Source organism: Microbacterium sp. NPDC090225, from assembly GCF_044772365.1.
Taxonomy (GTDB): Bacteria; Actinomycetota; Actinomycetes; order Actinomycetales; family Microbacteriaceae; genus Microbacterium.
On record NZ_JBIVYS010000001.1, the window covers coordinates 1,671,988 to 1,692,963 of the forward strand.

Sequence of the window (20,976 nt, forward strand, 5' to 3'; positions counted from 1 at the left end):
CCTGGTCACCGGTCGAAAGGGGGCGTCGACCCGATCGGTCGACGCCCCACGAAGAACGCTCGGTCAGCTGCCGGCGAGCTGCGTGTCGAGGTCCTGAATGGCACGCATCATGCCCAGCAGCGACTCCGACATGTCGTTGATGCCATCGACCGCGGTCTTCAGACCCGTCGTCAGCTCCGTGTAACCCTCACCGAACTTGCCCGACGCATGCTGCGTCTTGAAGTCCTCACCCAGAAGGGTGTCCACCTGACCCTTCAGCGTGTCCAACTGACCCTGAATGTCATCACGAGCCTGCGACAGCGACGACGCCACCTGCTCCATCTCTGCATAAGACGCACCGAAATCGGCCATCGTCCACACCTCCGGAAATCGAATGAACCGGACCCCTCCGGCCCGATATACCAACCATACGAAAAAGCCGCACACCCGTCGATGGGGAGACCTCCCCATCCCGAGCCAACCGCGCGAAGAACCGGAATCAGGGCCGGGGGATGACGCCGGCGATGTCGAGCTCGCCGTCGTAGGCGAGCCACGCGACCCAGGCAGCCGGCGCGAGCGTGCGCGCCTGGGCGATGGTCGTGGCGTCGATTCCCGCGCTCGCCAGAGCGTCGAGTCGACGGGACCACTCGGCCTTGTCGGTGGGCGTCGGAGAGGACGACGACGCCGCCCATTCCGCATCACGCCGCATCTGGCGCAGATCGCCCGGATCGACGGATGTTCTCGCGCCGGTCGACGGCGCAGCATCCTGTCGCCGCACGAGGTCGCTCCGGATCGCGACTCCCGCGATGAGGAGGGCGATCACCGCCGTCATCGGCAGCCAGATCGCGAGGTCGTCCGGCGTGAACCCCCGGTCGTCGCCGGTACCGAGGATGAGGCGCACCACCAGCATCGCGACGCACAGCAGACCGACCAGCACCGAGAACGTCTCACCGATGCGGGCGCTCCGAACGTCCGGCACCTTGAGGAGGAGCGTGATCAGAAGAACGGGGATGGCAATCGCGCCGGCGATGACAGCGGTCGACATGGCGAGCTCGGGATTCATGAATGCGTTCCTGCGGTCCGACGGACCGAGCATCACCGCCGAGGTCAGCGCGGCAGTCAGCCCGAGGCCGAGCAGTGTTCCCCACACCGCTCGATACCCCGCACTCGATCGCGCCCGCGCCGGTGCGGTCGCGGCGGCGATGGCCGGCGCCGCGGATGCCGAGACGAAGCGCCGCCGACGCTGATGCAGGTTCCACAGGCGGGAGAACAGCGCCGATGCCGCCTGCGGCTGTGCGCGGAGCACCTCCACGGCCTCCTTCGCGACCGCAGTGACGCTCGCGTCGTCGCCGGCGAGACGGACGACCGGCTTCATACGGCGCCCTCGGCATCATCGGCGATCCAGGTGACGGTCGCGGCCATTGCGTCGAAGATCATCCTCACGGCGACGGCGTACTCGTCATCGTCATCTGTCTCCGCTCCGACGATCGTGCTTCCGGTGAGCATCAGCGCCTTGCGCCGGTTCGAGCCGGGCACCGCGATCACGTAGGTGCTCTGCGACTTGTGCGTCTCGCCGTCCAGGCCGGGACCACGATCCCTCCAGAACACGATTCGCCCCTCGGGATCGAGCATCTCCGCTCCGGCGCGGACACGTGCGGTGATCCACCCGTCGAGCGGGCCGTCGGGCGAGTCGATGTACGTCGCCACCATCGAGAGAGCGAACGGATCCTTTCCCGGGGTCCGCTCGGACGGCAGGAAGACGTACTTCGCGCCGGCTTCCTGCAGCCCTCTCATCGCGCGGGCGAGCTGGGCGCTGAAGACACCGTCGAGGTCGGGTCGGCCTGCGCGCGCGAACACCTCGCGCGCCTTCTGCTCGAACTGACCGCCGAGTTCGGGCGTCACGGGAAAACTGGCCCATTCGGGCGGCAGCAGAATACGGAAGCGGGGCACAGCGGGCGCGAGACCGAGCAGTTCCTCACGCAGTGACACGCTCACCTCCGCCCGCAGGCGCGACGACGATCCGCTGGATGAGCTCCTCGAACAACGGCATGCCCGCACCCAGGTGCGGAAGACTCGGGCTCGTCACGACGACCTCCAGGAGTGCGCCGTCGCGCAGCAGCTCGTATTGCAGTGTTCCCAGGATACCGAGATCGGGAACCTGGGTGAGCGTGGAGATGACCCGGCCGACGGAGGCGTCGAACTCGCCCAGCGGCAGGATCTGGCGCGGGAGCGACGCCGGAGCCGCCTCCGGGAGGTCGTCGAGTGACGAGAGCTCGCTCTGCGACGCGTAGACCGCCACGAGGGCGCGACCCGGGAGACCGTCCGGGCAGAACAGCATCGTGGCGAACGCCGTGGGATCGGCGCCCTCCGCCAGGGCGACGAGCGCCGCGACCGTGTCTTCGGGATCACGATCGGCTTCCGACTGCAGCGTCGCCACCTGCTCGCGCGCCCACACTCCGAGGTCGCTGCCGGCGGGAACCGGCAGCAGCCATCGATCGTCGAGCTCGATCTCCACGCCGCGCATCAACTCCATCCGCCCTGCGAGCGGTCGTAGGCGAAGCCGGCACCGGCCTTACCGAGGTTGTCGATGAAATCGAGGGCGGCATTCCCTCCCGACAGCATGTCGTCCATGATGGCGCCGCCCGGAGCGTTCCCCAGGAACGACCGCAGGTTGTTGAAGGCCGCGTTCGACAGTCCGGATGCCCCATCGCCGATGGCGCCCGCCCACGCACCGTCGCCGCCGCGCAGCAGGCGGCTGAGCATCGAGGGGGATTCCAGCCCATTGAAGAAGTTCCGCATCACGGATGTGCCGTGACGGTTGAGGTCTCCACCGGCGTGGAAGACCTGACCGAGGCGACCCTCGCCGAGCAGACCGGTCAGGCGTGACCCGCCACGCCATCCTGCGCCGATCATGTCTCCGCCCATGCCGAGCAGCCCGCGACCCAGCGTGGCGAGCCCGGGTGCCGCGCGCATGGCCTTGAACAGCGAGAACGCCTTGCCGAAGGGGAAGACCCCGACCGCGGCCATGGCGATGTCCCACCCGTTGCCACGCCCGCAGGAGACCTTCCACACGGTGACCGCCAGCGCGGCGAGCCCCACGATCGCCGCGATGAGGATGAACGGTCCACCCAGGATGCACGCCGCGACGGCCAGGACGATGCCTGCGTAGGAGAGGATCGTGCCCAGAGTCTCCAGCCACGGCAGTTGATCGTCCCACCACGAGTCGCTGACGCCGTCGTCGTTGGCCGCCTGGATGCCGGAGCGCGCTCGCTCGTAGGCATCCCACCACGTGTCGTAAGCCGTCTCGTACTCGACCGCCCGCGCCTTCCACGCGTCGTGGTCGCCCTCGACGTCCGCGGCCGAGGTGCGGTCGTCGGTGGACTCGCCCTCTTCCGGCTCCGGAAGGCGGGAGTCGTCCTCGAAGCTGCCCGCCGTCGTCTGATAGGTGCTCCACAGCGCCTCGAGGTCGGGGATCAGCGAGCTCAGGGTGGTCTGCACGCCGTCGAGCGTCCGCGCGTACTCCGCGATGTGCGTGCCACTGGGCTGGTAGCGCTCTCCGGCCTTGCGGAGGTCCTCCCGCACGTCGGTGACGTCTCCCTTCAGTGCGTCAAGACTCTTGCCGCGGCACTCGGCGCCGAGGTCGATCGAATCGAGCAGGCCGGCGGCGGCGAGCATCTGGTCGCCCAGGCTCTCGATCTCGATGCCGCGCAACTCGATCGTCGACGGTTCACCGGCGATCGGAAGGATCTCGTAGTGCTTTCCCGCGGTGGGTGTGCGGTCCATGTCAACGTACCTCCGGCGGCGCGACCTGCGCCGGGTTCTCAGTCGTGTCGAGGTTCCGCGCGGCCTCGAGATCGAAGTCCGTCCACGCCGCGACGAAATCGACGACCCGTTCCTTGGCGGTCACGAGCTTGTCCTTCAGGGTGTCGCGCTTGTCGTTCCAGTCGCTCTCGAAGCGGCTGACCTCGCTGCGGAGAGCGGTCTCCCCGTGGGGAGCGCCGATCGCGGACTCCAGAGCATCGCTCCGGGATCCCGCGTCCTCGAACTCCGCGATGATGTTGCTCAGCGACGTGTTCAGACTCTCCAACTGAGACATCGGGATGTTGATGTCCTGGCCCATGTCACTCCTCCTCCGATCGCGCTTCGCGGACTCCTGGTCTGCGACCCCTCATCACTTTAGGGCGAGTCCTCCACACGCTCCATGGGGAGCATTCCCCATGGAGCGATCACCCGACCCGGTCACCCTCCACCAGCGGCATCTGCACCGTGACCTGGCGGCCTGCCTGCACGAAGATGCCTCGGCCCTCGGGGAAGTCGGTGCGCTTGACCTTCGGGAACGGCACCTTGAACACCGCGTCACCGTCGAACGAATCGGGCTTGAGGATGATGCCCTTGCGCCCGGCCTTGAAGTCGCCGATGAACCCGAAGCCGCTCGTCACCTGCGTCACGTCGGCGTCGCCGATCATGAGGTGGTCGCTGCGGTTGATCGCCTGGAAGAGCGCCTTCATCTCGCGCTCGGCGGGAGAGTCGGCGAACTGCGGCACGTCCTCCACGACGATGAGGATGCGCACGCCGAGCGTCTCGTCGGCGACGAGCTCGACGAGTTCCTTCGCGAGCTCCTTCGCCTCCTCGGGCGTGGTGGCGCTGCGCGTCCAATCGGCGTAGCCCTTGAGCTGCGCCCGCCGTCCGCCGAAGTGGAACAGCTTGACCGACGGGTCGAGCCGCCGCATCGACGCGATGAGGCCCTTGAGCGCCGTGGTCTTACCCGACTGCGGGGGTCCTGCGACGACGAACGTGCCGACCGGATCGAAGTCGCGCGCGGCGAGGGTGTCCTCCGCCACGCCGAGCACCGGGAACTCGCCCAGCCGATCGGGCAGATCGCGCACCGAGAGGCGGGTGGGCAATGCGCCGATCTCCTCGACCTCGCGCACCCCCGCGCCGCGCAGCTGCGCCGCGAGCTGTTCGAGAAGCTTGGTCTGCTCGGCCACGTTCGGGGTGCCGCCGAGCGTCGCGATCTGCGTCTCGAGGCCGTCGACGATCGCACGGCCCGGGGCGGACGTCTCGTCGAGCACGTCCTTCGGGGCGTTGAGCATCGCGTAGCCGGAGTCGTCGGAGAGGCGCAGCACCACGCGGCGCGACACGTTCGCGCTGACCGCCGTCGGCACCGAACCCGAGCGGTCGGCACTCGCGATCACGTGCACGCCGAGCGGGCGACCCTCGCCGAGGATGCGCATGAAGGTCTGGTAGAACGGCATCCGCGCGGTGGTCGATTCCCACTCGCTGCGGAACTGCGGGAAGCCGTCGATGAGCAGCAGGATGCGCGGCTCGCGCGACCCGGTGATCTCTCGATACTCGGTGAGGCTCGAGGCGTTCGCGGCGCTGAAGCGCTTGCCGCGATCGTCGAGCACGCGCGCGAGCGAGCGCAGGATGCGCTGCACGCGCTCGGCATCGTCGCCGCCGATGATCGACCCGACGTGCGGGAGGATCTCGAGGCTCTTCAGCGCACCCGACCCGAAGTCGAGGCCGTAGACCTCGACGTCGGAGTGCCCTGCATGGAACCCGGCCGCGATCGCGACGGTGCGCAGCACGGTCGACTTGCCCGAGCCGCTCGTGCCGTAGACGAGGAGCGAACCGTCCTTGTCGGGAACGAAGTACGCGGGCTCCTGCTTCTGCCGGGAGGGCACGTCCATCCTGCCGAGCAGGATCTGCCCGTCACCGAGCACCGGCAGGTCGCGGATGTCGACCGCGCGCTCGAGGTCGTCGAGCCACGGACGGCGCGGAGCCGGGATGCCGGCGATCGAGGATGCCGCGACGAGCGACGAGACGATGCGCTTCTGGTCGTTCGGCCCCAGGTCCTCGTCGTGCGAGTCGGACTCGGGTGCCTGATCGGCCTCCCACGTCTGGATCGATCCGAACCGGAGCTCGGCGACCTTGACCTCGGCCTGCTGAACCTCGTCGCTCGTCCACCCACCGGCGTACGCGGACTGGAACGGCACGAGACGACCGGGGCCGGTCTTCGCGATGCCCCGACCGGGGAGCGAGGGCGGGAACGACGCCGCCACCGGGTCGTCGACGACGTCCTTCGAATCGGACTCGTCGGCCATTCGCAGCGCCACGCGCAGGTTGGTGTTGGCGCGCAGGTTGTCCTTGATGACGCCGGCGGGCCGCTGGGTCGCCATGATCAGGTGGATGCCGAGCGAGCGACCGCGCTGCGCGATGTCGACGACGCCGTCGACGAACTCGGGAACCTCTCCGGCGAGCGCCGCGAACTCGTCGATCACGAGCACGAGGGCGGGAGGGGTCTCGGGGTCGCGGCGCTTCTCGAGCTCGAGGAGATCCTTCGCCTTCTTGCGGTTGAAGAGGTGCTCGCGGTGGTGCAGCTCGGCGCGGAGGCTCGTGAGCGCACGGCGCACGAGGTGCGGGCTCAGGTCGGTGACCAGGCCCACGCAGTGCGGCAGATCGACGCAGTCCGCGAACGCCGAACCACCCTTGTAGTCGACGAAGAGGAACGTCACCCGGTCGGGGCTGTGCGCCGCGGCCATGCCGAGCACCCACGCCTGCAGGAACTCGCTCTTACCGGCGCCGGTGGTTCCGCCGACGAGGGCGTGCGGCCCCTGCGTGCGCAGATCGAGGGTCATGGCATCCGTCTGCGACTGCCCGATGATCGCGCGCAGGTTGCCCGCCTTCTTCAGGCGCGACTGTGGGGCGCCGGAGCGGTCGAGGATCGTGTTGTTCTGGCGCCAGCGGTCGATGACCGCATTCGGGTCGGAGGCCAGTTCGCCGCCGACGAGCGACAGGAACATCACCGAGTTCGGGATGTCGGAGGAGTCCTCGATCACGGTGCTCGAGTCGACGACCGGTGCGAGGCGCTTGGCGAGCATCGTCATGTAGGAGTGCGAGACGCCCTCGACGCGCACGTCCTCGTAGGCGACGCCGTTGCGCACCGTGCCGACCCGCGCGTGCTCGAGGCCCGCGCTGACGTCGACGAACGAGCGGCACGCGGCCGGCAGCGACTCGACGACCGGGGCGACGAAGAGGCCATAGACACCGACATCCGCTCCCCGCTCGAGGATCTGCGTGAGGCGTGCACGGTCGACCGGTGCGTCGTTGGTGACGATCACGAGGATCGCGGTCTGGCCGGGGAACGTCGCCTCTTCGGCGGCGCGCTTGACGTCGGTGCCGTAGTACATCGGGTCCCAGTCGTCGCCATAGGGCGGGCGCTGCGACTTCGCCTCGCGCGAGCGACGGAGCACGATCTCCTCGAGACCGTTGAGCAGGGCCGTTCCCGTCGAGGCGGAGTCGGCCAGCGCGACGTCCTTGAACGGGTTGCGCTCGCTGGAGGTGTGCGGGAGCCACTTGAGCCAGTCGAGCTCGTTCGCCCACCCGGGTTCGGTGAGGGCGACGGCGACGAGCTCGTTCGGCGAGTGCATCCCGAAAAGCTGCACCGCCAGCCCCCGCAGCGCATCGCTGGCGAGCGACGTGGGCCCGGCGACACCGATCGACCCCGAGCTCTGCAGCGACTCGAGGATCGGCACGTCGTCGATCATCTTGTACCGCTCCTCGAGGCGGTCGACGCGCTCGATGTACTCGGGCAGCGCCTCGGGGATGTCGGCGCGTTTGATCCGCGTGCGCGATTCGTCGGTGCACGACCCCAGTCTGAGCGCGAGGAAGTTCCAGTGCTCCGGGCGCCGCGTCCACAGCAGCGGCCCGAGGCGCATCGCCTCGTCGAAGACGACGGCGACGGCGGGCACCTCGTTCTGGCGCACCTCGCGCTCGCGCGGCTGAGCGAGGTAGAGCTTCTCCTCGAGTCGCTCGAAGTGCTCCTCGAACTTCTCGACCTCCTTGCGCAGGCGTTGGCCGATGTTCGTCTTCTGCGAGATGAAGTTTCCGAACATCATCATCGGCGACATGAAGACGATGAGCAGCGAGCGCGGGTTGCCGCTGATCGCGAAGATCGCCGCCCCCAGCAGGATCGGCGCGACGAGCATGGGCCACGGGAAGAGCCGCTGCACCTGGTCGCGGGGGTAACGGGGCTCGTCGAGCTCCTCGCCGGTGAATCGCGCCTCGACCCGCGGGCTGCGGTTGAACAGCAGCGCTCCCCCGCGCTCGAGCACGGGGTCGCCGGCGGCGGAGCCGTCGAAGTCGCTCACGAGGTGCACGACGAACTCGCAGTCGCCGAGGGTGAAGCGCTGCCCGGGGATCACGCGCAGGCGCTGCACGAGGCCGCCGTCGACCAGGATGCCGTTGGCGGAGTTCAGGTCGACGATCTCGACGAAGGTCGTCGCGACCTCGATGCGCGCGTGGCGCTTGGAGACGAGCGGGTCGGCGATCGTCACGTCGTTCGCAGCGTCGCGACCGATGAGGAAGTGCCCGAGGGGCAGGGCGAACTCCTGGCCCTTCGCGGGGCCGGCGACCACCGTGAGCACGGCGGCGGGGCGCGCACCGGCGGTGCCGACGGACGCCCGGTTCGAACCGAGGTTGACGACCTCGGCGAGGAAGCCGGAACCGATCGGGGCATCACCGACGAGGAGGTCGGGGGTGAGCATGGTGAGCTGCTCGCTCGTCGGCGGAGCGACGGACAGCGTGAGCACGTCTGCCGGAGAGGCCGGGATGCTGCGCATCGGGTCGGTCGACGCGATCTGGCGCGCGACGTCGGCCACGGTCGCGGTCGAGTCGGCCATCACGACGATGTCGGTCAGGGGCGCCGCCGGGCGGCGCAGGGTCAGCTTGACTCTCATCGTCGATCCTCACCGCGCCCGGGGCGCGTCTCACGTCTTCCGGCGGTGGGGCGCACGGCCCCGGTCATGCGTGTTCCACCCGCATCGTGCGGTCGCCGAAGCGCACGGTGTCGCCCGTGCGCAGCTCGGCGGGGTGTCCGGCGACGAGCGGCGTCTCGGCTCCGTCGCGGATGATCGCGCTGCCGTTGGTCGACGCGCGGTCGACCACGAAGACGCCGCGGCGGGCGGGCATCACGGCCACGTGGGTCTTCGACACCGACCGGGTCTCGTCGGGAACGGGGATCAGCTGCGCCTCGCCCTCACCGGCCGCGGCGGCGGGCGCGCGGCCGAACAGCGTGGTTCCGCGCACCTCGACGCGCGCGCCCGAGTCGAGCACGAGCACGGCGCGGATGCCGTCGGTCGCATCGACGCGAGGAGCGGATGCCGCGGCCGACGATGTCGCCGGAGCGGCAGCCGCCGTGGCGGCCGCAACGTCGGAAGCAACCGCGGGGGCGTGCTCGGCCACCGGAGCGGGCGCCGCAGGTGCCGCGACCGCGGGAGCGGGCTCGGCCGGAGCCGGGGCGGCGGGTGGCGCGACGGCCGGTCCCGGAGCCGGGGCCGCCGGCGCCTGGGGCGGCGGCACGACGGGCGCGGCCGGCGCCGAGGCGGGCGGCGCGGGCGAGGGCACGGCCGGAGCGGGCGCCGCCACGGCCGGTGCGACCGGGAAGGCGGGAGGGGCACCGGTCGCGAGCGACGGCGGCACCGCAGCGACCATCGAACCCGGAGCAGGAGCATCCGTCTTGTCCGGCTGCGGCGTCTGCGGCGTCTGCGGCGTCTGCGACCGGTGCGCGCCGATGACCCCGCCCGAGAGACGCGCGCTCGGCACGTACTCGGCGGGCGCGTCTCGGTCGATCGGGGTGGCGAGCGAGGGCAGCGGCGCCTTCTCCTCGTGCTCCGAGATCTTGACGCTCTTGCGGGCGATGCGCATGCGCTTCTGGTCGTAGGGGTTGAGCCCGCGGCGCACATCGACGAACCAGGTGCCGGCGGCGAGGTCGAGCCATCCGCGCCCACGACGCTCGATGTCGAAGAGCGGCGACAGGGCGATCACGAGCACCGGGCCGATCACGGGCACGATGAGCGAGGCGTAGGCGACGAGGTAGCGCACGACCGCTCCGCGCCAGAACTTCGGGCGCTCGAGGGTGCGCACGTTCACCGAGCGGATGCCGCACACGGCCTTGCCCAGCGTCACTCCCTTGCGTCCGTGCATCACCAACTGCACGATCACGTAGGCCAGGGTCAGCACCTGCGAGACCGCCAGCGCGACGATCACCCAGACCAGGTCGCCACGGGCGAAGAACGCGTCGACGTCGAAACCGCCGGACGCGATGTCGGCGAGGATCGGCGGCAGCACGATCAGCGCGGGCAGCGCGAGGAGCACGGCGACCGCGGCTTCGAGGAGCGACGCGAGCACGCGGGACCCCTTGCGGGCGGGTAGCAGGCCGAGCGATGCGGCGTAGGCGGGATCAGGGCGTCCGTGCGCGTCGAGTCCCTCGACGGCGGACGCGCCGTCGTCGATCTCCCAGATCACTCCTGCTCCCCTTCGACTTCGTCGGCGTGCGAGATGTCGAGCAGCGGGAGGTCCTCACGGCTGACCAGACGCGACGCGATCACGTGCTCGACGAGCCGGGCACGGCGGTTCGTGGCGAAGCTGCGCTGCCCGCCCCGCATGCCGGGCACGCCCACGCGGTCGAACTTGTCGCACACGTTGTCGAGCTTGCGGTTGAAGCGGGTGACGGTCCAGCCCAGGCGCTCGGCGGCCTTCACCGAGGTGGGGATGTCACTCATGCCGGTGCCGTCACGCCGCAGCTGCGGCTCGGCGAGCGCGAGGATCAGCAGCTTCTGGCTGAGGGTCAGGGGCACGTCGCCGATGGTCGACGCACCGCCGTCGTCGTGGTCGCGCCGGGTCGCCCGGAACGCGGGCTCGGCGGCGTGCAGGGTGAGCTCGTAGGTCGTCGGCCCCGCGCTGAAGACCACCGTCGTCTTCTCGAACACCAGCGGCAGTCGCGCGCCGGGCGCGAGCCAGGCCTGCACCCCGCCGGCCGAGTCGGTGACGGTCGCCGTCAGGCGCGTGCCGACGTTCGACAGCCACCACAGCCCGTCGGCATCCGTGATCTCGAGGAAATGCCGATGCAGGAAGAGGTTGTCGTCGAGCTCGAGATCCCCCTCCCGCCCCACGATGAATCGTCCCCCGTGCTCGATGGGGAAGTACTCCCCGGCGAACTCGACGGTCACTCCGGTCGTACCGCTCACTCCACGCACCCCCGTACCGGCTCCGAGGCTCTTCCGTCCTCGCGCCGAAGCATCACATCGATGCACACGATATCGCCCGCCGGGCTCTCGACCTGCACCGTCGTCTCCGCGGTCTGCTTCTGCTCGCCCACGTCATCGAGGCGCACCTGGTTCCAGAGGTAACTGTCGCCCTCCTGCGGGGAGGGATTCGTCCAGGTGAACGTGACGGTCGACCCCTCGCGCGTGCCGGTCGGTGCGGCGAGCGTGGGCACCACGTCGGGAACCACGTCCTGCGGCTGCGCGTCTTCGGATGCCTGCGGTGCGGGTTCGGGTTCGAGACCGGCGACGAGCAGGTTGAGTCCGACGATGCCGCCGATCACGAGCACCACGGCTGCGGCGGCGAGGCCGATCCAGAGACCCGTGCGCGAGCGCCGGGCATCCGTCGCCGCCGGTGCGGGAGCCGTCGGGCCGCCGGGCGCCGGCGGTGCCGGGACGAAGGCCGGGGTCTCGGGCGCGACCACCTGCGGCGCGCGCAGCAGGGTGTGCTCGTCGTCGTACGCGGGCGGCGGCACGGGCGCGGCCGAGGGACGCAGCTGCGTCTGCTCGAACGCCGAGGGCGCGACCGGTGCGTCGAAACGGGGCACCTCGGGCGTGCGGGGCGGGGTGTGGCGCTGGGTCGTCGCCGAGGGCCGCGTCGACGTCGCCATGTCGGGGTCGATGCTGACGAGCTCGCGCACCCGGGTCAGTCCGTCGTCGTCGTCGCGGATCTCGTCGGCGGACGGATGCTCGTCGACGATGTCGATCGGGGTGACCGAGTGCGACAGCTCGATCTGGACCTTCTGCAACGCACGCGCGAACGCGACCGCGCTCGGGAAGCGGTCGTCGGGGTTCTTCGCCATCGCCCGCTCGAGCAGCCGCTGCAGGCTCTCCGGCGAGTCGGGGCGGCCGAGCTGCGGCAGGGCCGCACGCTCGATGCGCTCGATGAGGTCGGCGCTGGAGTTGCGCTCGCCCGGCCGCTCGAACGGCGAGCGCCCGGCGAGCAGGGTGAACAGCGTCGCTCCGAGGGCCCAGACGTCGGTGCGCGGGCCGCTCGTGGGCGGCTCGGCGAACGACTCGGGCGGCGACCACGGGATCGACATGCCGGACGCCTCGGTGGTCGCACCCGTGGTCGACGCGATGCCGAAGTCGGTGAGGGCCGGACGGTTGTACTCGGTCACGAGGATGTTCGCGGGCTTGATGTCGCGGTGCAGCACCCCGGCGCGATGCGCCGTCTCGACGGCACCGGCGACCTGCACACCGACACGGAGCGCCTCGGCGACCGAGAACGACTCCTTGCGCGCGCGCAGCTGCAGGTTCGGACGCGGGCAGTACTCCATCACGAGGTACGGGCGCCCGTCGCCCGCGACACCTGCCTGGTAGATCGTGACGATCGCGGGGTGCGTCGAGAGCATCGCCATGACGTTGGCCTCGTCGGCGAACTCCTGGGCGGATCCGCTCGAGATGCGGTCGGCGAGCAGCACCTTCACGGCGACCCGACGGCGCGGCATCTCCTGCTCGTAGAGGAAGACGTCGGCGAAGCCGCCCGTACCCAGCGGCTCCACGTACGTGAAGCCGGGAAGGACGGGCGGCGGTGACGGGCGACGATTCACGGCAGGTCCTCGAAGGCGACGGTGATCCCGTCGCCGAGATCGATCACGTCGCCGGTGAGCACGAGCGTCTGCTCCCCCGGGTGCAGACGCACGGGGTCCGCGCCCGGGCGCAGCAGCGTCGATCCGTTGGTGGTGTGCAGGTCGATCACGACCACGGTGTCGCCCTCGGGGCGCACCTCGAGGTGGCTGCGGGAGATGTCCTGCTGCGGGCTCTCGACGGCGATCAGGTGTGGAAGGCTCGCCCCGCTGGCCCGCGTGGAGCGCGGACGACGACCGATGATCACGGTGCGATCGAGTTCGACGACCTGCCCGCTCGACACCCGCAGACGGCCGGTGGTCGGGCCGTCGGATGCCCCGGCGACGGGCAGCACGGCGGTCGGCGTCTCATCGGCCGATGCCGGCTGCTGGCGCAGGGCGCGCAACTCGGCGGCGGAGATCGTCGCGCCGTCGTGGTCGCCCTGAGCGGGGAGCGGCGGCACCGGCGGGGCGTCGGCCGGCGCCGGAGCGGTGTGCACCGTCGCTCCGAAGAGCTGGTCGAAGATGTCGTCGTCGTCCGGCGTGATCGTGTCTTCGGCGGGCACGAGGGTGACGCCCTCGATGACCGGCACCGGTCCCGACTCCGCCGGCTGCTCGGCGATCTCCTCGGTGACCGGGGCCGCGTCGGACGCGGGGGCGGCCTCTGCGGGCTCGGGCGTTGCCTCCTCGGCCGCGCCCTCCTCGGCTGCGCCATCCTCCGGCGCGGCCGGCGGCGCGGGGATGATCGGCACGACGGAGACCGGCGGCGACGATACGGATACCGGTGCCACCACCGGCGGCGCGACGACGGGCGGGGGCGTCACGACCGGGGGCACCGGCACGGTGCCGACGAGCGGGGCGCTGATCGCGGCATCCGCTCCGAGCCCCGCTCCCCCGAAGAGAGCGAGCGGCACGGGGGCGGCGGCGAGTGCCGATGCCGAGGCGCCGTCGTGCGAGGCGACGACGATCGGCGCGGGCCCGAGCGCACCCGTCAACGGAGCGGCGTCGTCGGATTCGAGGTCGGCGCTCACCGCTGCCGCGCGCACGATGCCGGTATGCACCGGGAGGCTCGCTTCGCCCTCGACCGTCTCGACGGTGATCTCGATGCGTGTGGCGCCGCCGACGAAGCGCTCGCTCCACGTCGTCACCTCGGCGCCGGAGAGTTCATGCGCGCCATCGGTCGCGGTCACGCGCGCGGTGACCCCGCCGCGCAGCGCGATGCGCACATCGGAACCTTCGGCGACCGCCGCGACGAACGGCGGCAGCGCGGTGAACGACCCGCCCGCCTGTGTGGTGAGCACGTCGACCACCGTCGCCAGCGTCTTGTGCGCCGGGAGCCGCTCCCAGAGGGTCGACACGACCTCGGTGGGGGCATCCGGCGGCAGCGCGACCAGCGCGCCGGGGATCACGATGAGATTCCACTGGCCCGGGCGATAGATGGTCTGCATCAGCGACCCCCTCCTGCTGCGGCTTCACGCGGACGCGTGTTCATGTCGATATCGTCGTCCGTCGCGAGCAGCGTGCCCGGGCGCGAGGCGACCGAGACTGCGTCGGCGACGACGACGGTGATGTTGTCGCGCCCGCCGGCGGCCACGGCCGCCTCGATGAGCGCGTCGGCCGCCCGCTGCGGGTCGGGCATCGTACCGAGGATGTCCCGGATGCGCTCGTCGGACACCTCCGAGGTGAGGCCGTCGGAGCACACCAGCATCCGATCGCCCAGCTCGGCGGGGAACATCCAGTAGTCCGCGTCGCCGGTGCTGGAGGCGCCGATCGCACGGGTGATGATGTTGCGCCGACGGTCGGTGAGCGCATCCTGCGGCGTGAGTTCGCCGGCCTCGATGAGCTCCTGAACGACCGAATGGTCGACGCTGATCTGCTCGAGCTCGCGGTCGGCGAAGCGATAGGTGCGCGAGTCGCCGATGTTCACCGCGAGCCAGTACCCCATGCCGTCGACATCGGCGATCACGACACCGCTGAGGGTCGTGCCCGCACGTCCGTTGCCCGAGGTCGACAGCTCCTCGACGCGGTCGCGAGCCGTCGCCAGCGCCCGCCGCACGTCGTCGAGTTCGAGCGCCGTGCGCCCGATCGAGAAAGCGAACTCGGCGATGACGGCCGCGCTCGCGCGCTCCCCCGCCTCGTGCCCGCCCATGCCGTCGGCGACGACGAACACGGGCGAGGTGGCGAGGTAGGCGTCTTCGTTGAGCGGCCGGCGCAGGCCCGCGTGCGTCGCCGCACCCGACGAGACGACCAGTCCGGGCCTCATGCGTAGCCCCCGACCGTGACGATGCGGTCACCGATCTCGATCGCGTCGCCGAGCCTGACCGGCACGCGCTGACCCGGCGGGCAGGCGATGCGCTGGCCCTCGCGCACGATCGTGGTGCCGTTGGTCGAGTGGCGGTCGAGCACCCATCCGCCCGAGATCTCGGCGGCGGCCTCGAAGTGCGTCTTCGACAGAGAGAGCGTCTCATCGCGCACCGCCACGGTCGCCGCGCCCTCCTCCGGGCCCGGATTGCGACCGAAGACCGTGCGCCGCGAGACCGAGACGCGGGTGCCGTCGTCCCACGTGAAGATGAGCCGGTGACCGGGGATGCTGATGCGGGTCGACTCGACGTCGGGGTCTTCGACGAGAGGCGCCGCGGCGGGCGCCACCGGCGCGGGCGCGGCCGGGGCGGCCGGCGCGGGCGCAACAGGCGCCGGTGCGGAGACCGGTGCCGAGGACGCGGGCGGGGCCGGCGCTGCGGGCTCGGCCTCGTCGGGTGTCGGAGCCGAGGGCTGCGGCGGGCGGGGCGGAGCATCCTGCGTCACGCCGGGGACGAAGGCGATCAGGTCGCCGCCCTCGCCGATCGGCGCGGCCGGCGCCACCGGTGTCGCCGGGGCGGGGAACACGGGCGCCGACGGCGCGTAGGGTTCGGCCGGAGCGGGCGGGGCTTGCGGGGACGCCGTGGGCGCGGGAGGAGCAGCGGGCGCCTGGCCGGGAGCGGTCGGCGGTGCGTAGGGCGAGACCGCGGCCTGCGGGGCCGGTGCGTGCGGGGCCGGGGCATGCGTGGCTCCGTACGATCCGGGGTGGGGCAGACCCGGGATCGCGGGCGGCTGCGACGGAGCGGTCGGCGCGGGGTACGACGGCGACGCACCGTCGACGATCGGCATCGCCGTGGTCGACGGCGCCACGATCGGCACGATCCCGCCCTCGGCGGGGGCGTCGAGCATGAGCGAGCGACCGACCTTGTCGTGCCAGCCCTGGAAACGGCCCGAACCGTCGAACAGCGGCGTGAAGTACCCCACGACGATGCCGGCGGCGAGGCCGAAGATGATGTTGCGCAGGAGGGCGCGACCGAAACCGATCGACGAGCCGTCGGTCTCCGACACGAGGCGCAGACCCTGGGCGCGCATGCCGATGGATCCCGCACCGGCCTGCATGTTCGTGTAGAACACGAACCAGCCCAGCAGCACGAGACCGACGAGAGGCCCGCCGATGGTCACCGTCATCAACGACGCCTCGAGCCCGCCCGAGAGAGCGGTGGCGATGCCGAGCACGACGCTGAGCACGATCGCCAGGCCGCCGGCGATCAGCGCGTCGATGAGGTACGCGACCGCGCGCCGGGAGATCGGGGCGATCTGACCGAAGGGGAGCTGGGTCATGGGGTCTCGCTCTCGGGGGCGGTGGTGCGGTCGTTGTTCTCGATGGTGCCAGGTTCGCGGCGTGCGCGCGCGTCCGCCGAATCGGCGACGCGTGCGGCGGCGGCGTCCTTCAAGCCTTGGAAGCCGTTCGACAGGGCCGTTCCGCCGAGGAGCGAGCGCAGATTCGCCCGCGCTTTCCACCGCTTCCAGAAGCCGGCATCCTTGCCCAGGCCGCCGACGATGTCGTCGACCTCGCTCCAGAACGCCTCGACATCCGCCGGCGTCGGATCGGTCGGGCCGAAGATCTCCGCATCCGCGCGCTGCGCCAGCACGGCCGCCTTCGGTACGTCGAGCGTGGCGACGACGGTCGCGGCATCCTCGACGCGCGTGCCGCCCGGCGCGATCCGGGCACCGTAGTCCGTCGCGCGATCGGTGAGTTCGTCCCAGCCGCCGCTGATGCGGTCGGAGGTGCGCGCGGCGCTGCGGCGCGCACGGCGCTTGGCCGCCTTCCACGCACCGATCACGATGAACGGCGAGGCGAGGAGGGCGAGGATCGCGAGCGTGATGCCGCCGATCGCGAGGATCGTGCCCAGGATGCCGAGGATGTTGAGGGTCTCGTCCTCGGACTTGCGGTCGTCGGGCAGCGTCGGAGGCAGGTCGACCGGCTCCTGCGGCGGGGGCGGCGGCTGCAGCACCTGCGGCTTGGGGTCGACGCGCGGCTTGGTGTTCTGGTCGTTCGGCACCTGATCCTCGGGCGGGGTCGGGGTGAACGGCAGCCATCCCACGCCCTCGAAGTTCACCTCGACCCAGGCGTGCACGTCGTCGCCGGTGGCGGCGAACTCGGCGGCCTTCGCGTCTTCCTCGTCGGGGTAGTACCCCATCACGACGCGGGCGGGGATGCCGACCTCACGGGCGAGCAGCGCCATCGCGACCGCGTACTGCTCGTCGTCGCCGATCATCTGGTCGCCGCCGACGAGCGTCGAGATACGCTCCGCCGTGTGGCCGGCGCGAGAGATGACCTCGCCCTCGAGGCCGTGGCTGAAGAATCCGCCGTCGGCCAGCATCGTCTCGAGCGCACGCACCTGCTCGATCGGGGACTCGGCATCCGCCACGGTCTCGGCGGCGAGCGCCGTGAGTTCCTCGGGCACGTTGCTCTGCTTCGGCTGGGTGACGTTGCCGAACGCGACCTCGGCGAGGCGGTCGTCATCGATCTCGTTCGGGATCACGGTGTCGACCGTGTACGTGTCTCCGGTCGTGAGTCGCGACGTCGCCACCGCGGTACCGGTCTCGGTGTTGTAGAACGTGCCGCGACGCAGCTCTTCGGCGCGGTCGCCCGTGTATTCGATCTCGGAGACGGCACCGGCATCCGGCACCCACACCCCGCTGTACTCGGCGATCTCGACCTGCAGCGTGACCGGGATCCCCTCGGCCTCGGGCGACATGTCGGAGCGCAGCGGCGTGAATGCGCTCGACGACCCCGGTCCCCCGTCGGTGACGTTGTAGACCATGCCGTCGAACTGGTCCATGACCGCGATGCGGATGCGCGCGTTCTCGGGCAGGCCCCGCACGGTGAAGAGCGTCTTCACCTTCTCATCGCGCACGTTCTTGCGGAACGCCTGCAGCGGGCTCGGGTAGTCGCGGATGTCGAACGGCGGGATGATCACGTCACGGAACACGTGGCGGGTCTCGGCGGGGGCGGCGATGGCCGACGATGCGATGCCCGCTCCCGCGGCGATCGCGAGCACGGCCGCACCGGCCAGCAGCCGGCGCAGGCGCATGTGAGCCGCTCGCGACGGGTCGACCTCGCTCACCGAGATGGCCGAGTTCTGCGGCGCCCACAGCTGCCGCAGCGCCAGCCAGGCGATGGCCACGACCGCGAACACGAGGCCCTGCACGAGGGGGAACGCCGTCTCGGGGGTGCCGAGCGCGATCACCAGCACGAGCAGCGTGCCCGCGGGGATCAGCGCCCACGCGACGTTCGACAGCCGCAGCGCGAGCGAGGCCGTGACGGTCGACGCCACGAGAGCCAGCAGGAACGGCACGAGCAGGTGTCCGTCGGCGGCCGAGACCGGGGCGACGGTCGTGAGCATCTGCTTCCACGACGTCACCACGCCCAGCGCGAGCTTCTGCAGCGTCTCGAACGTGGGCACGACGCCGGCGATGGTCGTGGCGGGGAGAGCGAGCGCCCCACCGAAGACGAAGTACACGGCGATCGTGAGACCGGTGATGATCAGGATGCCCCAGCGCCGCCAAGCCGAGACACCGGCGATCGCGAGGCCGAGGACGAGGCCGCCGATCGCCGCGGGCAGGAACGACCCGCCGGCGAACGTCGGCCAGAAGCCGAGGAGCACGGCGCCGACGACCAGAGCCGTGGCGACGAGATCGAGGATCCAGCGGCGCAGCGGAAGGGCGATCGGCGCGGCCGGGATCGCGGGCGCGGTCATGCGAGCACCTTCTGCAGAGCGAGGGGGATCTGCTCGAGCGCGCCGATCGTGACGACGTCGGCGTCGCCGATGCGGCGCAGCTCGGGCGACGAGAGCGTGGAGTCGGTGACGATCGCGAGAACCCGCGCGCCGAAGGGCAGGCGCGCGCACGCGAGCCGCAGGTCCTCGGTGCGCACCTTCGATCCGCACACCAGCACGACGATGCTGGCGAGCGGCATGCTCGCGGCGAGCACCCCGGCGAGTTCGGCGATGCCGCCCTCTCGGGGTTTGGAGTTCTCGACGGCCGAGAGCGAGTCGAGCAGTTGCTTGCCGGTGCTCGACGGCAGCTCCCTGCCCTGCACCCGCATGTCGACGCGCTGCGAATCGCGCAGGGCGCGCAGGCCGATCGATCCGGCAGCCGAGATCGCGAGCTCGAAGTCCTCGTCGCGGGCGTAGTCGCCGGTCGAGCGCGACAGGCCGATCACGAAGTGCGATCGGCGGGTCTCCTCGTACTGGCGCACCATCATGGTGCCGGTGCGCGCGGTCGACTTCCAGTGCACGTGACGCAGGTCGTCGCCCGGCTGGTATTCGAGGAGGGCGTGGAACGAGACGTCGTCGCGCGACAGGTCGGCCGCCGGCATCCCCTCGAGGTCGCGGAGGAATCCGAGCGATTGGCCGTCGAAGAGGATCGTGCGCGGGTGCACGAACAGGTCGACAGGGTCGTCGCTGCGGCGGGCGCGCTCGAACAGGCCGAGCGGATCACCGCGCACGACGCTCACCGGGCCCACCTTCACGACGCCTCGCTTCTGGGTGGGGATCGCGAAGAGCTCCTCGGCTTCGGCGCCCGGAGCGAGGCGCTGGATGCCGAACTCCCCGCGCCCCGCGCCGACCGGCAGCACGACGCGCGAGGGCAGGATCGCCCGCGTTCCGAGGTTCGCGAGCTTCAGGGCACCGATCGCCCGCTCCCCCACGACGACGCGGGTGCGGGCGAGGTCGAGCGAGACGTCGTAGGCGGTGCGTCCGATGAGGAACAGGGCGCACAGCGCGACGGCGATCGCGATGACGAGGGCGGTGATCGTGAACTCCGCCCACCCGGCGATCTGCCCGAGGATCCAGAATCCGACCGCGAGACCGATCAGCACCCACGCCAGCGGACGCACGGCCTGCGCGATGAGACGGAGGCGCGCGAGCATCCGCACACCGACGACCGCCGCGATGTCGCGCCAGCCGGCGTCGCGGTCGATCGTGGGCTGCGTGCTCTGCAGGGCCTCCGTGGTCATCAGGCCGCCGTTCGCGCCTGCGGCGCCGCCACGGAGTCGAGCACCCGGGCGATCACGGTCTCGCTCGACGTGCCGGCGAACTCGGCCTCGGCGTCGAGCAGCATGCGGTGCTGCCAGACGGGGCGCGCGAGGACCTTGATGTCATCGGGCAGCACGAAGTGGCGGCCGTGCGCGGCGGCCCACACCTTCGCGATGCGGATCATCGCGATCGCTCCGCGCACCGAGACCCCGAGACGCGTCGCCGAGTCGGTGCGGGTCGCCTCGGCGAGCTCGGCGGTGTACCGCAGCACGGCGGGCTCGACGTGCACCGTCGCGGCGAGGTCGGCCATATCGGCGACCGCGCTGGTGGTGATGATCGCGGCCAGGCCGGCGGAGGGGTTGCGGTCGGATGCACCGGCCAGGATGCTCTCGGTGACGGCGAGATCGGGGTAGCCGATCGACGTCTTGATGAGGAAGCGGTCGAGCTGGGCCTCGGGGAGCTTGTACGTTCCGGCCTGCTCGATCGGGTTCTGCGTCGCGATCACGAGGAACGGGCGCCCGGTCTCGTGCGTGACGCCGTCGACCGTGACGCGCGACTCCTCCATGACCTCCAGCAGCGCGGACTGGGTCTTGGGCGAGGCGCGGTTGATCTCGTCGGCGAGCACGATCGACGCGAAGATCGGTCCCTTGTGGAACTCGAACCGGTGCTGCTGCTGGTCGTAGATCGTGACGCCGGTCACGTCGGAGGGCAGCAGATCGGGCGTGAACTGGATGCGCGCGCTGGTGCCCTGCACGGTGGCGGCGAGCGCCTTCGCCAGGCTCGTCTTGCCGGTGCCCGGGGCGTCCTCCAGCAGCACGTGCCCCTCGGCGAGCATCGCGGAGATCACCAGGCCGACGATCTCCTGCTTCCCCTGCACCGCCTTGTCGACGTTCTCGACGAGACGGTGGAAGGTGCCCTGGAACCAGGTGGCCTGCTCGGGAGTCATGGTCATGAGTGTGTCGTTCCCTGTTCTCGTGGGGTGTCTTC

Annotated in this window: 16 protein-coding genes; all 16 read right to left on the reverse strand. The window is 70.9% G+C overall.

Annotated elements, in window-relative coordinates:
- Nucleotides 1-63 precede the first annotated feature (63 nt).
- Nucleotides 64-351, reverse strand: a complete 288-nt coding sequence (locus tag ACIQTT_RS08015; RefSeq protein ID WP_247623521.1) for a WXG100 family type VII secretion target — start codon at nucleotides 349-351, stop codon at nucleotides 64-66.
- A 127-nt stretch (nucleotides 352-478) separates the two neighbouring features.
- Complete coding sequence (locus ACIQTT_RS08020) at nucleotides 479-1,354, reverse strand: hypothetical protein (protein ID WP_402788348.1); 876 nt, start codon at nucleotides 1,352-1,354, stop codon at nucleotides 479-481.
- Nucleotides 1,351-1,968 (reverse strand): hypothetical protein, encoded by a 618-nt coding sequence (locus ACIQTT_RS08025; protein ID WP_402788350.1) that lies wholly within the window; start codon nucleotides 1,966-1,968, stop codon nucleotides 1,351-1,353. The genes ACIQTT_RS08020 and ACIQTT_RS08025 overlap by 4 nt, the downstream gene beginning before the upstream one ends.
- A complete protein-coding gene (locus tag ACIQTT_RS08030; protein ID WP_402788352.1) occupies nucleotides 1,955-2,512 on the reverse strand; it encodes a hypothetical protein in 558 nt (185 codons plus the stop codon). The genes ACIQTT_RS08025 and ACIQTT_RS08030 overlap by 14 nt, the downstream gene beginning before the upstream one ends.
- Entirely contained in the window at nucleotides 2,503-3,762 is a 1,260-nt protein-coding gene (locus ACIQTT_RS08035) for a hypothetical protein (RefSeq protein ID WP_402788354.1), read from the reverse strand. The genes ACIQTT_RS08030 and ACIQTT_RS08035 overlap by 10 nt, the downstream gene beginning before the upstream one ends.
- A gap of 1 nt (nucleotide 3,763) precedes the next feature.
- Nucleotides 3,764-4,099, reverse strand: a complete 336-nt coding sequence (locus ACIQTT_RS08040; protein WP_247632982.1) for a hypothetical protein — start codon at nucleotides 4,097-4,099, stop codon at nucleotides 3,764-3,766.
- 106 nt (nucleotides 4,100-4,205) lie between these two features.
- Nucleotides 4,206-8,717, reverse strand: coding sequence for an FtsK/SpoIIIE domain-containing protein (locus tag ACIQTT_RS08045; protein WP_402788356.1), 4,512 nt, complete (start codon nucleotides 8,715-8,717; stop codon nucleotides 4,206-4,208).
- Between the two features lie 64 nt (nucleotides 8,718-8,781).
- Nucleotides 8,782-10,284 (reverse strand): RDD family protein, encoded by a 1,503-nt coding sequence (locus tag ACIQTT_RS08050; protein WP_402788358.1) that lies wholly within the window; start codon nucleotides 10,282-10,284, stop codon nucleotides 8,782-8,784.
- Nucleotides 10,281-11,006, reverse strand: a complete 726-nt coding sequence (locus ACIQTT_RS08055) for a hypothetical protein (RefSeq protein ID WP_402788360.1) — start codon at nucleotides 11,004-11,006, stop codon at nucleotides 10,281-10,283. Before ACIQTT_RS08055 ends, ACIQTT_RS08050 begins: the two co-directional genes overlap by 4 nt.
- Complete coding sequence (locus ACIQTT_RS08060) at nucleotides 11,003-12,634, reverse strand: serine/threonine-protein kinase (RefSeq protein ID WP_402788362.1); 1,632 nt, start codon at nucleotides 12,632-12,634, stop codon at nucleotides 11,003-11,005. The genes ACIQTT_RS08055 and ACIQTT_RS08060 overlap by 4 nt, the downstream gene beginning before the upstream one ends.
- Nucleotides 12,631-14,097, reverse strand: coding sequence for an FHA domain-containing protein (locus tag ACIQTT_RS08065; protein WP_402788364.1), 1,467 nt, complete (start codon nucleotides 14,095-14,097; stop codon nucleotides 12,631-12,633). The genes ACIQTT_RS08060 and ACIQTT_RS08065 overlap by 4 nt, the downstream gene beginning before the upstream one ends.
- Nucleotides 14,097-14,912 (reverse strand): PP2C family protein-serine/threonine phosphatase, encoded by an 816-nt coding sequence (locus ACIQTT_RS08070; RefSeq protein WP_402788366.1) that lies wholly within the window; start codon nucleotides 14,910-14,912, stop codon nucleotides 14,097-14,099. Before ACIQTT_RS08070 ends, ACIQTT_RS08065 begins: the two co-directional genes overlap by 1 nt.
- Nucleotides 14,909-16,288, reverse strand: coding sequence for an RDD family protein (locus tag ACIQTT_RS08075; RefSeq protein WP_402788368.1), 1,380 nt, complete (start codon nucleotides 16,286-16,288; stop codon nucleotides 14,909-14,911). The genes ACIQTT_RS08070 and ACIQTT_RS08075 overlap by 4 nt, the downstream gene beginning before the upstream one ends.
- On the reverse strand, nucleotides 16,285-18,711 hold the full coding sequence (locus tag ACIQTT_RS08080) for a transglutaminaseTgpA domain-containing protein (protein ID WP_402788370.1): 2,427 nt from the start codon (nucleotides 18,709-18,711) through the stop codon (nucleotides 16,285-16,287). The genes ACIQTT_RS08075 and ACIQTT_RS08080 overlap by 4 nt, the downstream gene beginning before the upstream one ends.
- Nucleotides 18,708-19,970, reverse strand: a complete 1,263-nt coding sequence (locus tag ACIQTT_RS08085; RefSeq protein WP_402788372.1) for a DUF58 domain-containing protein — start codon at nucleotides 19,968-19,970, stop codon at nucleotides 18,708-18,710. Before ACIQTT_RS08085 ends, ACIQTT_RS08080 begins: the two co-directional genes overlap by 4 nt.
- Nucleotides 19,970-20,941, reverse strand: a complete 972-nt coding sequence (locus tag ACIQTT_RS08090) for an AAA family ATPase (RefSeq protein WP_402788374.1) — start codon at nucleotides 20,939-20,941, stop codon at nucleotides 19,970-19,972. The genes ACIQTT_RS08085 and ACIQTT_RS08090 overlap by 1 nt, the downstream gene beginning before the upstream one ends.
- Nucleotides 20,942-20,976 lie beyond the last annotated feature (35 nt).